A 12,652-nucleotide genomic window follows, 5' to 3' on the forward strand; every position below is an offset into this window, starting at 1 on the left:
TTCATCGGCTCGTCCAGGATCAGCAGCCGCGGATCGGACAACAGGCAGCGGGCGATCCCCAACCGCTGCCGCATCCCTAGGGAATAGCCGGCAACCCGGTCATCCGCGCGGTCGGTCAGCCCCAGCCGGGCGAGCACGTCGTCCACCCGCGCGCCGGCCATCCCGCCACGGACGGCGGCCGCGGCCCGCAGATTCTCCCGTCCGCTCAGATGCGCGTGGAAACCCGGCTCCTCCACGATCGCCCCCACGCGAGCCAGCGCCTCACGCCGACGGGCCGGCACCGGCACCGGCACCCCCAGGAGCCACATCCGCCCGGAGCCGGCCGGCAACATCCCCAGCAGCATTCTTATCAGTGTTGTCTTTCCCGCCCCATTCGGACCGAGGAACCCGAACACGCACCCCTCCGGCACGGCAAGGGTCACGCCATCCACCGCCACCCGGCCACCGAAATGACGGGTCAAGTTCCGCGTGACAATCGCATAACCCACCGCCGCCCGATCATCGTCATCACGAATCCGTATCTGCGTCGCCTTTGTCATGCCACCGACACTAGGAACCAGACCCCTTCCCGCGCATCGGCCGCTGGTTGCGATCGGCAATCGCAACCATGGGATGACGCAGGCACCGCGACTCGCGACTCGCGACTCGCGACGAGGGTGTAGCTGCCGAAAATTACGTCCGGGCAGGTCAGACGGCATGTTCGTACTCGCGCAAGAGGCCGCCGAACCGGGCGCGTCGGCGGATGTCGAGGCGGGCGGCCGTCATAGCCCACCTCCGCCAGGACATCCCGTGTCGAGCATGCCGGCAGCAGACGAGCGCCGGCGGCCTCAATGCAGGCGCCCAGACGAGATCCCCGAAACCTCGCCCCAACTGTCGACGAATCAACGATCCAGGAGGCCGGGGCCGCCGTGCCCGCTTTGCCAAGATCGAGGGGCCTGACGCCAGCCGGCACGCCGCGGATCGCCGAACCAGACTTGGTTCGGCGACATCACTCGGCGTCGCGACTTCTCGATCAGCATGCGGCGGATCAATGACGCCGACGTGATGCCGAGCTGGGCAGCACAGGTCGGCATTGTCACGTACAGTACGGGATATTCGGCCAGCGCCGAGTTTCTGGGGGCTTATGCTGAATCCAGCGAGTAGGAGTACAACGCCCGCAGCGAGCCTGCCAGGCCAGGATGCGCACAGAGCAGAGCGTTACGGTCGTGCCGGTGCAACCGCCCGACACGCTGCAGGAGCAGGTCGATCGGTGCGAGGTCGGTGACGAGCAGATCGACATCCACGTCGAAGGACTGCTCCGCCACCTGAGTCGCGACTACGACGAGCCGCGGCGGACGCGCTGCCCCGTCCGGCCGTCCCGGCCGGCCGGCCCAGAAGATCCACCACCCGCTCGGTGCGGACGGCGCGTTCGGCCGCGATGAACCGGGCATGCAACAGCATGACGTCGGCGCCGAACACCGGACGCAACGCACTGTAGACATCCTGGGCGCGGGCGACGGTGTTGCACACCACCAACGCGCACCCGCCGGCCCCCACCTCCACCGCGACCGCGGCGGCAACGGTCGCCGGAGAGAAGTCCGGGGTCTCGGCGAGCACCTCCACCCCGACCGGAATCGGGTCCCGCCACGACGGCCCGGACGCGACCTCGGCCCACCGCTTCCCGCCCGTCACGCACACCGCGGTGCTGCTCGGGTACCCCCGCGGTACCGGAAGGTCCGCCACGTCCACGTCGCGTTCCTGCAGCGCACCCTGCAGGTAGGAGCGGACCAGCCGAAGACGCAGTACCGGCGGCAACGTTGCCGACAGCACGACGACCGGCACACCCGCATCCGCGAGCCACCGCAACGCCTCGAACAGGAACTGCGCCATGTACACGTCGTAGGCGTGCACCTCGTCGAGAACAACCACCCGGCCCGCCATGCCGGCGTGCCGCAGCATCACATGCTTCGTCCTCGTCGCCGCATGCAGCAGCTGGTCGACGGTGCCCAGCGTGACCGGCGCCAGAAGACCCCGCTTTGCGCCGAGGAACCACTCCGCGGCGGCCGTACCATCGGCCGACGGCCGGTCACCGCCCCCGGGCCCGAAGCTTGTTTCGGCGACGCCGAAGTCGTCGTCCAGTCCGTACTCGTCCTGGTCGTCGGCGATACCGGCAAACGCGACGTCGGCCCGCAGGGCCGCCCACTCCTTATTGAACCGCGCCCGCCCGTGGAGCAGCCCGATGGGAACGTCGGGATCCACCGACGTCAGCCACGCCCGAACCCGGCTGAACATCGGGTCGCTGGTCGCCTGCGTCGGCATGCCGACAAACACCCCGTCCGCGCCGAACCGTCTGGCCAGCACCTCCGCTGCCACAAGAGCCGCCTCGGTTTTGCCCTCACCCATCGGGGCTTCCAGGATGAGCAGGCCCGGCGCGGGCATGTCCTCCGCGAGGCGTACTGTTTCGGCCTGAGCGGGCCGGGCCGCGACACCGAACCTGTGCCGCACCAGGTCGGGCTGATCCCGCGGTGCCGGCCGGTCGCTGCGCCACCCGCCGCGCAACCCCAGCTTGTCCCACGCCCGCCGGGCACGGTTCCGCGACTGTTCAAGCGACACATCGGACAGGTCCGATTGGCCGCCGAAATGCTCCTCGTCACTCGCGATCCAGTCAGCCATGATGATCAGGCCAGACAGGGCAAGCTGGCCGCCCCGGCGCGGTGTCGCCACATCCGAGAACGACCCCAGATCCAGACCCAGTTCGCCGGCGATCCGGTCGACGAACCCCCTCTGGACCTGGGGCCACTGGCCTTTGCCGTGAGCTGCGGTGCTGGCGGCCCTGAGACGGTCGACCCCGGGCACCAAGCCGTGGTGCCCGGCTATCAGCGGCCATACCCAGTTGCGGGCCGACGCGCCCCAGCCCACCTCGCGCAGGCACGTGCGGACGACGACTGCGCCCGCCCGCGCATGGTGCCACCGGGCGGCCTGGTCGCGCGTGAGCCGTTGCCAGTCGAGGCCGACAGCATGGACCTGTGCCGCCAGCGCGTCGTTCTTCATCTGAAACGCGGGAGTTGCCTTACCGACGTCGTGAAGGCCGCACAGCAAGGAGAACAGGGAACGACCCCGACCGCCACTACAATCGTCAAGACGATTCCGTACGGCGGTAGCTAGAAAACGATCCCAGACGAGCTCGCCGACCGCAGCCGTGTCGAGCAGATGGCCTAGCAGTAGATGCATCGAACCCTGAGCGTTCGACTTTCCCCATACCACAGCAAAAGCTGCATCTTCCATAGGACTCCCCCGTGTCCGGCAGATCGGACACGGCATTCAACCACTCACCAGGCTGACCTCACATCAACGGGTGATGTGTGGGGTACCAAACCGTGGCACACGACGACCTGGGAGTTCGGGCACGGGAGCATGCCCGTGCGCGGCGGAGCTGGCCGGCCTGCGCGGCGAAGTCGCCGCCTTGCGTGACCAGGTTGGCCGGGCTGGCCGCCCTTGGTGCAAGGACACCCAGCCCGGCCGACTCACAAGCCCGCGGCGGCCCTGTCTTGGAGCCCCGCAGGGTATGACGCGGCGGCACGGTCAGGTGCGGGCGGCTGGGTCCCGATAGCATTGGATATCGCCTGGAGGCGTAACCTTTGGAGGGGTGGTCGATGTCCGACGTGCTCATTCGTGACGTACCCGATGACGTGCTGGCTGCCGTCGAGGCTCATGCTGCCAGGCTCGGCCTATCTCGCAACGAGTACCTTCGCCGGCAGCTCGCCCAGGACGCGGCGCGCTCGGTGGCCCTGGTGACTTTGGAGGACCTGCGCTGGTTCAGTGCCGCGTTTCGTGATCTCGACGACCCCGAGGTCATGCGGCAGGCATGGACGTGACCACCGCGGCCGAGACGCGGCGTTGGCTTGTCGACAAGTCAGCCCTCGTCCGGCTGAGCGAGAGTCCCGATGCCGACCTGTGGCTGTCCCGTATCCAGCGAGGTCTGGTCCGTATCACGACGGTCACGATCCTGGAGGTCGGCTTTTCCGCGCGATCCGTCGATGATCTTCGTGTCAGGTTGCGGCGGCCGCCGGTGTCGGCGATGCCCGTCGAGAACGTGACGCCCCGGATCGAGTCCAGGGCCGTGGAGGTCCAGGAGCTGCTCGCCGGCGTTGGGCACCATCGTGCGCCGCCCGTCCCCGATCTGATCATTGCTGCGACGGCCGAGCTGGCCGGGCTTGTGGTGCTGCATGTCGACAAGGACTTCGAGTTGATCGCCGCGGTGACCGGGCAGCCCACCGAGCGGCTCCGCCTGTCGTAGCGGCCAGCGGGTAGCGGTGTCCGCACGAATCTGGGTGTCCATTCACGGGCTCAGACACGATTTTCGGAGCCGTTATTTCTACCGGCCCCGTGCGGGATGACTGTGCTGGTGTCCTGCGTGCGCGGGCGAGGAGTCCGCGGTGGCAAGACGCGTGTACGAGGCGGGTGGTGTTACCGTCCGGCGAGCCGAGTCCCCCGTGGTGGACGAAGTCCTTATGGGCGATCGCCCGTGGGGTGACTCGCAGCCACCACCGTTCCCATTCGTGCGGGGTTTGGGGTGGCTGGTCGGCTGCGAGCAGGTGGTCCCCGCACAGCGGGCACATGTCCCGCGTCTCTTTGGGTGGGCACGGGAGGACCATCGGCCGCAGCAACCACGCCTACCGCTACGACACCTGCTTCACCCGCAACCGCTACAACCACGACCAGTGCGACGCCGACGCCGTCGTCCTCACCGCACTCGTCGAAGAAGTGAAGATCACCGGACCCGACCGGCTCGTACCGATCTTCCGGGTCCCCAGACCCGACGCTCCAAGGGACGCCGCCAACGTAGAGACTGGAGACACAGACCGACCCAAGCCAACCCGACCAGCCACGCCACCCGCTCCCCACAGGGGCGCCGCAGCCGTCCTACCAGCCACAACGCCCCCGAAGGGAGCGGTTCGCGCAATGCCTACATTGGTGGAGGTGAGGGGACTCGAACCCCTGGCCTCCTCCGTGCGAGGGAGGCGCTCTACCAGGCTGAGCTACACCCCCTGGAGCTTCTGAAGCTTACCGCAGACCCGGACGGGCGTGACGAGCCGGCCCCGGCCGAAGAGAACACGATCGTCGTCCTGCGCAGCTCCGGAGGTCACCCTTCAGCTCAGCTGGTCCTGACTGGAGCCAGCGGAGGCTCTCCCGCCCTTGCGTGGGGTACCCGTACCACCGCCGGGCCGGCACCACGGGCCACGTCCACCTCGGCCATCAGCCGGGCGAACAGCGTCGCCGCAGCAGCCGGCCTCAGCAGGCCCGCCTCGTGGCCACGCCAGCCACATTCCCGGCCACCGTCGAAGAGCACCTGGTGGTCGGGAGCCTCCTCGCGGTCGAAAACCATCCGCGCACGGTCGGGAACAGCGCCGGGGGCGGGAACAACGCCGGGGCGCCTCGAACCGCTGCCGCACGCATCGCTGCCCGGGTCCGATGCGGACAGGACCCGGCTCCCGAACGTCCGATACCCCGACGATGGATGATCGATCCGATGGTTCACCCAGAGCGACAGACCTTCCTCCGGAGTCCACCTCGGGTCCCAGTGCGGCAGCTGCCACATCGCCCGCCCGGGGCGAAACAACGACAGTGTCACCCGCACGCCGCGGCAGCGCAGATGGAAGCCGAACCCATCCGGGCGCAGCCCGCGCAGCTCTACCGGCACCCCGCAGCTGGCTGGGCAGAGCCAGAAGCCGGCAGCGCGCAGATCCGCGGTCCACTCGTTGAACGTCCGCGCCCGGGCAACGAGGCCACCGGAGAACCTTTTGTTACGCTGAGCGCTATGGTCATAACTCACCATGACACCCCTTTGTGCTCACATCAGTGCTGACTGGCGGATGGCAGATGACGGCACAAGAAACAGGAGAAGCGCGTGATACCGGGCGATACCGGGCACGGGCCGAATACCCACGTGGTCGTCAAACAGCAACCTGGTGGATGCATCAGCTGAATGCCGCCTGATCTGGACAGGTCAGGCAGAACCGATCAGGGCTTCTCCGACAACGGTCCCTCGCGTGCAGGACCGGTCGGACGACCAGGCCAGGGACGTCAGGACGGCAATGCCGACGTCAGCGCACGCGAGGGCACCGACAACAGACCCCCGCGTCGGCGCGCGCGACAACCCCGGCGATCAGCTCGGCGAAGCGCGGCGCGGACATGGTCACGCAGCCATTATGCACAGCCCGTGCGACCGCCAGCCCGTGCGTCCACCAGCCCGTTCGACCCCGGTCAGCCGAAAGTGGACACCTCGACGACGGGAAGGCCCGCAACCCTGGCCTTGTCCACCAGATCGTCGGCTACCGACGCGCGGTGCGAAACGATCGGACGCAGCACCAGCGCGACCACTTCCTCCGCGGGTGTTCGTCGCAGTTGCGCGGCGCGTGCGAGCAGGCGGGTATTCGTGCGGTGATACACCTCATCGTCCTCGACCTCACCGAGGACCTCCAACTCACACGGCTTCAACGAGGCGATCAGCCCGTCATACCGGGCACACCAGAGCGGCCCGCGGTTCTCGACCGACGTCCGCCGGAACGTGTCGACGTCGAACGGCAGTACCACTCGCACGCCAAGCCCTTCCGCGCGCGCAGCGGCCAGCACCACCAGGTCGGCTCCGGACGCAGCCGCCCCGACCAGCAGCCGTGGACGCAGTTTCGCGAGGGCCGCCGCCGTCCGCCGTTCGACATCAGCCAGGTCACACTCGCGGAAGCGAGGCGGGTCGGTATCACGGTTGTCGATCTGGACGCCACCGAAGGCAGCAATCATCGGCAGGCTACGATCATCGGCAAAAAGTGATCATCAACGGCTCATCACGAGGTAGATTTTTGCACACGTTCGTCGATCAGACGACTCACCCACCATATTCGATCTTCGCTCTGAGAGCTGCCGCCACCCGCCGGTGCGCTCAACTTCCGACCGCGTGCCGACGGAGCAACTCGTCGAGTTCGTCCGGATTCTCGGTTGCCGCCCCGGTTGCCGCCCCGGTTGCCGCCCCGGTTGCCGCGCCTGTTTCCGCGCCTGTTTCCGCCTCAGTTGCCACTTCGGGCTGCTGCGAGCCGACTGCCGGCGCCGGCCCCGCGGTCAGACCGCCGTGCGTCCCCGGCGGATTCACCTGCACCCGCCCCGGTTTGGACGTGTTCGGACGGGTTCCCGACCGGCCCGCCGCACGTCCGCCACCCGGGGATCCCGCCCCCTGGCCGGAGCCCTGCTCGGCATCGGCCATGTGCTCATCCTCGATCGTGTCGGCGTACTCGGTGTACTCGGTGTAGTTGGCGTAGTCGGCATCGGCATATGCCACATTCGCGGGGTCGCCGGTAGCGCCAACCGCGGTCGGCGCGGATCCCGCGGTGACCGTTGCGTTTCCGAGCAGGTCGTAGGTGCCCTGACCGGCGGCGCCCCGACCATCGACAACCGTGCCCTCGACAACCTGCCCGCCGCTGCCGACCCCGGTACGCGCAGCCGCAGCCGCAGCGGCAGCGATCGGGGAAAGGTCGACGGTCTCCGCGGCGGCACCGAGGCCGTGGTCAGCACCGAGGTCGGGATCACGGCGCACCACAACGGAGTCCGACAGCCGGAAGGGTTCGCTGTCGGACGCCCACGGCCCGGCCACGCTGTCGGCGGCACCGGGGTAAGCCGTCCGATGGCCGTACCGGGCGACCCGCTCCGCCGCGATCCGGCGGTCCAGCGCCAACCGGGAGGCACGCAGGCGTTGGTCAGCCTGGGCGGTCCGGCGCAGATGCACGAGGTAGCCGATGAACGCGACATCCATCAGAAGATGAAACGCGATCAAGATACCGCTCAACAACCCGGCGAGCAGCGCAGTCACCGATACGGCGGTGAACAGTACCAGGAGTCGCCGGCGACGAAGCCGAACCAGCGCCAGCCGGTCCGCGTCGGCCTTCCGTCGCGGTGGAGGCGTTGCGCGCCGGCCGCTTCCGACTCTCTCTCCGGACGGGACGTAACCAGGAGTGACGTAACCAGGAGTGACGGGAGCAGAAGCCCTGACACCCCGCACCCGGGTTTCCGCCGAAGAGACAGAACGCGCCGGTCCGGAGGCCGCGTCCTCACCCGGCTGGGAAGCGACTGGCCGCATCACGGACCCCCTACCCGGCCGCGACGCCCCTCGCCGTGACAGGACTCGCATGGCCATCGTGAAACGTTCGGCTGACCGCTGTTCCAACGTGCTGTCATGGTGCCTCAGCCACATGGGGATTAGCACGAAACCCCAGACCGCGACGATCGCGAGCCAGATGAGCGCGCTCATGGCCGCGGGTTTGGAAGACAGTACCGTGCCGCGAACCCACAACCACCCGCGCGTGGCTGAGGCGGCGCAGACTGCCGCGCGGGCGAGCTGACCATGGACGGTTGCCTTCCTGCCGACTCGGATATCGACGATGACGCCGGCCAGCCCGGACCTCGCCTGTCAGCTGCACCGAAATGCGAGGATGCCCGAGCGGCGCGATCATGAAGTGGCTCGCGCAACCAGCGGCACTAAGAAACGCTAGTGAGGGAATACCGTCCGGTCACCGACCTGATGCCCGCGTGTCGCACCATCGCGATCGATACCACGTTCACATCTGGCAACATCCTCAATACAGGCAGACATCATTGAAGTCGATCAACCCTCCGACGACGCTGCTTCCACGTCACAAAAAGATCTTATCGGACCGACAAACCGTGACAACCGCATCCTTCACGTGGACACCATCACACGCGAAAGTCGTCATATGACTACCCAAAGTTAAGAAGCGATCGGTACCCGGTGCCGACCACTCAGGTACGTGAGGCGCGGGTGTCACGCCAGCGGTTCAGTAAGCCCTCCGGGGCGTCCTCCACGGTGATGGCATAGCTGATGTGATCCCGGTAAGCCCCACCGATCGCCAGATAGCGCCGGTGGAACCCCTCCTCGCGGAACCCCAGTTTTTCCACCACCCGGCGGCTCGCCGTGTTCTCCGGCCGGACGTACGCCTCCACCCGGTGCAGTGCCGCCGCGGCGAAACAGTGGTCCACGACCAGCGCCACCGCGGTCGGCGTGATACCGCGCCCGGCATAGCCGCGGTCAACCCAGTAGCCGAGATGCCCGCTGTTCAGCGCACCACGAACGATCGTGGAGACGGTGACCTGCCCCACCAGTCGCCCCTGGAACGTCACCGCAAAGGGCAGCGCGGCACCGAGACGTGCCTGCTGATGCAACCGTCGCACCATCCGGCTGTACACCCCGATGGTCTGGCGCTGCGCCCATGCGTCCGCCGTGGCCGGCATCGCCTTGGGGGTCGCCTCCCAGGGTCCGAGCCATTCACCGTTGCGTACCCGGATTTCGACCCAGGTGACAGCCTCACGCAGCCGCAGTGGACGTACGCCCACCGACCCGTCGGTGAGACGTGCCGGCCACCCCGGTGCCCTCATCCCGTCCCTCCGGACCCACGGCCGGAACGGCCCGGATCGACCCCGCCCGGATCGACGCGGCCCTGATCGACATGACTATGATCACCGCCGCCGCGGATCTGGGCCACCGCGTGCCCGACCACCCCGGCCAGCACGCGCACCCCGTCGGAGACACCGCCCGCCGAACCCGGCAGGTTCACCACCAGTGTTCCGCCTCGGACACCGACGACGCCACGGGAGAGCACCGCGGTCGGAACCGCCGCCCGGCCGGCATCGCGCAGCGCGGCGGCGAGCCCGGGCACCTCTCGGTCGATGACCTGTCGGGTCGCCTCCGGCGTGACGTCCCTGGGTGCGAGACCGGTACCGCCGGTGGTGACAACCAGGTGAATGCCGGCCGCAACGGCAGCCTCCAGCGCGATCACGATCGCCGAGCGATCATCGGGGACGACAACCACATCGTCGACGGCAAAACCGATCAGACCCAACGCCTGGGCAGCCAACGGCCCGGACCGGTCAGCGTAACTGCCGGCGTACGCGCGATCCGAGACGGTGATCACCCGGGCGCGGGCGCCGTCGGGTACCTCCGGCGCATGACTCACCGGGCGCCACCGCCACGCCCATCGGTCGGCGTGCGGTGCCAGTCACCGGAGCGCCCACCGGTCTTGGCCAGCAGGCGGATGTCGGTGAGCGTCGCCTCCGGATCAACCGCCTTGACCATGTCATGCAGGGCGAGCCCGGCCACCGCGACCGCGGTCAACGCCTCCATCTCCACGCCGGTGCGGTCCGTCGTCCGGGTGGTCGCGGTGATCTCAACTCCATGATCGTGGATGTCCAGCTCCACCCGGACCCCCGACAGCGCGATCGGATGACACAGCGGGATGAGCTCGGGTGTGCGCTTGGCGCCCATGATGCCGGCCACCCTGGCGACACCGAGCGCGTCCCCCTTGGGTACACCGGCGCCGCGAAGCAGGTCGACGACGGTTGGTGCGACCCGCAGAAACCCCCGGGCGACCGCGGTCCGTACGGTCACGTCCTTGGCGGAGACGTCGACCATGCGCGCGGCACCGGTGGCGTCCACGTGGGTCAGCCGTGGCTCGATCATGTGTCCGCCGCCATCCCGGCATCGGACCACGACACCCCGGAATCGAACGGTGCCATGTCGTCACCGAGCCGCAGCGCGGTCAGCTCCGTCCCCGCCGGCCGGTCGGCACCGTCCGCCGGAACAATCAACAGGGCGTCCGCGACGGCCAGGGCCGACAGCTGATGCGATCCCTGGCCACCCGCCAGATGGGCGACCGGCGGCCGCCCGGCTCCGGCCGCAGCCAACCGGACCCGCAGATACGAACGCCGGCCCCGGGACGAGCGCAGTTCCTGCGCGGTCGTGGCGACCAGCGTCGGACGGTGGACGGACGCAAGCCCCCGCATCCGCAGCAACGCGGGTCGGACGAACAGCTCGAACGACACCAGCGCGCTGACCGGATTACCCGGCAACGTGAAGATCGGCACCCCGTCGATCACCCCGAATCCCTGTGGCATCCCGGGTCGCATGGCCAGCGGCTCGAAACGGACCTTCCCCGAACCGGCGAGGACCTGTTTGACCACGTCGAAGGCTCCCACGCTCACCCCGCCAGTGGTGATCACAACATCGACGTCGGCGAGAACGCCGGCAAGCACCGCGGCGAACGCGTCCGGGGAGTCGGGGACGCCACCAAGCCGCCGTATCTGCGCGCCCGCCTCCCGTGCCGCCGCCGCCACCGCGTGGCTGTTGGAGTCGACGATCTGCCCCGGGCCGAGGGTTTCCCCCACCTCGACCAGTTCGCTGCCGGTCGAGAGCACCGCGACCCGGGGGCGGGGATGAACAACCGGAGTCGCCACGTTGAGCGCGGCCAGCAGGCCGATCTGAGCCGCACCGAGCAGCCGCCCGGCGGGCAGGACCAGGTCGCCCACGGCCACGTCCTCGCCGGCCCGCCGGATGTTCTGACCGGGCCCGGGCGCGCGCGTCACGGTCACCCGGTCCATCCGACCGTCGGTCCACTCAAGTTGGACGACGGTGTCGGCACCGGGCGGCAGCGGCGCGCCCGTCATGATCCGCGCCGCGCTACCGCGCCTCACCGGCGACGGTGTGCCCGCCTGCGCCGGAATATCCCCGGTGACCGGCAGGATGACCGGACGCCCGGGGCTGGCGTCGGCCACGTCAGCGATGTGCACGGCGTATCCGTCCATGGCCGAGTTGTCGAACCCGGGCAGGGCGGAACCGGCGCGAAGGTCCGCTGCGAGCACGCAGCCGTGCGCGGACCGCAGCGACAGCGACCGCGACGGCAACGGGACGACCACGTCGAGGATGTCGGCGACATGCGCATCCACCGACTTCATCCGGCCATCACAGACCCCTGATCATCACAGACTCCGGTCAAACGGGCGCCCGGTCGACACAAGGCGCCCGGTTGACACAAGGCGCCCGGTCAGCACAGGCCGGGCTCGGCCTTGGGCCCCCCGGCGGAGACATACTCCTCCAACCACGGGTACAGCTCCGGGCCGATGTCGGACCGCTCACAGGCCAGCCGGATCACGGCCTTGAGGTAGTCCACCCGGTCACCGGTGTCATAGCGACGCCCAGTGAAGACCACCCCGTGGACGGGCTCACCAGCGTCGTCACCGAGCGTGGCGAGTGTCCGCAGCGCGTCGGTGAGCTGAATCTCGTTCCCACGGCCGGGCGGCGTCTCCCGCAGGACGTCGAAAATCGACGGTGACAGGATGTACCGGCCAATGATCGCAAGATTGCTGGGCGCCTCGGCTACCGGAGGCTTCTCGACCAGGTCCCGGATGCGGACGGTCTGGTAGCCGGCGGCCGGCACTGTCCCGGCTGCGATCGTGACGGGTTTCGGGTCGACGGTCGCGACCCCGTACAGGGAGACAAGATCCTCAGGTACCTCCATCAGGGCTACGACGCTGCCCCCGAAACGCTCCTGTACCGCGAGCATCTCCACCAGCAGCGAGTCACGCTCGTCGATCAGGTCGTCACCGAGCAGAACCGCGAACGGCTCGCGCCCTACGTGCGCGGCCGCACACAGCACCGCATGCCCCAGCCCGCGCGGTGCCTGCTGCCGGACGGAGTGCACCTCGGCAAACCCGGCGGACGCGCGGACCCGGTCCAGCCGGGTCGTGTCGCCCTTGCGTTCCAGGGCGGCCTCAAGCTCGGCATCCCGGTCGAAATGATCCTCTATCGCCTTCTTGGTACGACTCGTAACCAGAAGGA

12 protein-coding genes, 1 tRNA gene and 1 pseudogene are annotated in these 12,652 nt (G+C 68.7%); 2 read left to right on the top strand and 12 right to left on the bottom strand.

Annotated features, from left to right (window positions below; genetic code table 11):
* The 3 genes and pseudogenes from U9977_RS15880 to U9977_RS15885 all read right to left on the bottom strand — a co-directional run.
* A partial coding sequence (locus U9977_RS15880; RefSeq protein ID WP_322750044.1) for an ABC transporter ATP-binding protein occupies window positions 1-539 on the bottom strand: 539 nt, incomplete at its 3' end.
* Between the two features lie 582 nt (window positions 540-1,121).
* Entirely contained in the window at window positions 1,122-1,481 is a 360-nt protein-coding gene (locus U9977_RS27070; protein WP_416210645.1) for a hypothetical protein, read from the bottom strand.
* Window positions 1,423-3,300 (bottom strand): annotated as a pseudogene (locus U9977_RS15885) (CRISPR-associated endonuclease Cas3''); the annotation flags it as partial. The pseudogene U9977_RS15885 and the gene U9977_RS27070, both read right to left, overlap by 59 nt.
* 332 nt (window positions 3,301-3,632) lie before the next feature.
* Here U9977_RS15885 and U9977_RS15890 point away from each other — a divergent pair.
* Both U9977_RS15890 and U9977_RS15895 read left to right on the top strand, forming a co-directional pair.
* The gene (locus tag U9977_RS15890; RefSeq protein ID WP_322750046.1) at window positions 3,633-3,854 is read left to right on the top strand and encodes a FitA-like ribbon-helix-helix domain-containing protein; all 222 of its coding nucleotides are present in this window, start codon (window positions 3,633-3,635) and stop codon (window positions 3,852-3,854) included.
* The gene (locus tag U9977_RS15895; RefSeq protein ID WP_322750047.1) at window positions 3,845-4,276 is read left to right on the top strand and encodes a PIN domain nuclease; all 432 of its coding nucleotides are present in this window, start codon (window positions 3,845-3,847) and stop codon (window positions 4,274-4,276) included. Before U9977_RS15890 ends, U9977_RS15895 begins: the two co-directional genes overlap by 10 nt.
* Window positions 4,277-4,951: 675 nt before the next feature.
* On the opposite strand, the gene U9977_RS15900 is transcribed toward U9977_RS15895, so the two are convergent.
* The 9 genes from U9977_RS15900 to U9977_RS15940 all read right to left on the bottom strand — a co-directional run.
* A tRNA-Ala gene (locus U9977_RS15900) sits at window positions 4,952-5,028 on the bottom strand.
* 106 nt (window positions 5,029-5,134) lie between these two features.
* Complete coding sequence (locus tag U9977_RS15905; protein WP_322750048.1) at window positions 5,135-5,812, bottom strand: hypothetical protein; 678 nt, start codon at window positions 5,810-5,812, stop codon at window positions 5,135-5,137.
* Between the two features lie 431 nt (window positions 5,813-6,243).
* A complete protein-coding gene (locus U9977_RS15910; RefSeq protein WP_322750049.1) occupies window positions 6,244-6,777 on the bottom strand; it encodes a hypothetical protein in 534 nt (177 codons plus the stop codon).
* A 139-nt stretch (window positions 6,778-6,916) separates the two neighbouring features.
* Complete coding sequence (locus U9977_RS15915) at window positions 6,917-7,837, bottom strand: hypothetical protein (RefSeq protein WP_322750050.1); 921 nt, start codon at window positions 7,835-7,837, stop codon at window positions 6,917-6,919.
* A 947-nt stretch (window positions 7,838-8,784) separates the two neighbouring features.
* Complete coding sequence (locus U9977_RS15920; protein WP_322750051.1) at window positions 8,785-9,417, bottom strand: GNAT family protein; 633 nt, start codon at window positions 9,415-9,417, stop codon at window positions 8,785-8,787.
* Window positions 9,414-9,995, bottom strand: coding sequence for a MogA/MoaB family molybdenum cofactor biosynthesis protein (locus tag U9977_RS15925; protein WP_322750052.1), 582 nt, complete (start codon window positions 9,993-9,995; stop codon window positions 9,414-9,416). Before U9977_RS15925 ends, U9977_RS15920 begins: the two co-directional genes overlap by 4 nt.
* Entirely contained in the window at window positions 9,992-10,498 is a 507-nt protein-coding gene (moaC, locus tag U9977_RS15930) for a cyclic pyranopterin monophosphate synthase MoaC (RefSeq protein ID WP_322750053.1), read from the bottom strand. Before moaC ends, U9977_RS15925 begins: the two co-directional genes overlap by 4 nt.
* The gene (gene glp, locus U9977_RS15935) at window positions 10,495-11,769 is read right to left on the bottom strand and encodes a gephyrin-like molybdotransferase Glp (protein ID WP_322750054.1); all 1,275 of its coding nucleotides are present in this window, start codon (window positions 11,767-11,769) and stop codon (window positions 10,495-10,497) included. Before glp ends, moaC begins: the two co-directional genes overlap by 4 nt.
* A gap of 89 nt (window positions 11,770-11,858) precedes the next feature.
* Window positions 11,859-12,652 (bottom strand): UTP--glucose-1-phosphate uridylyltransferase (locus U9977_RS15940; RefSeq protein WP_322750055.1); only part of this gene is annotated, 794 nt, incomplete at its 5' end.

The organism is Protofrankia sp. Cas8 (assembly GCF_963555845.1).
In the GTDB taxonomy this organism is placed as follows: domain Bacteria; phylum Actinomycetota; class Actinomycetes; order Frankiales; family Frankiaceae; genus Protofrankia.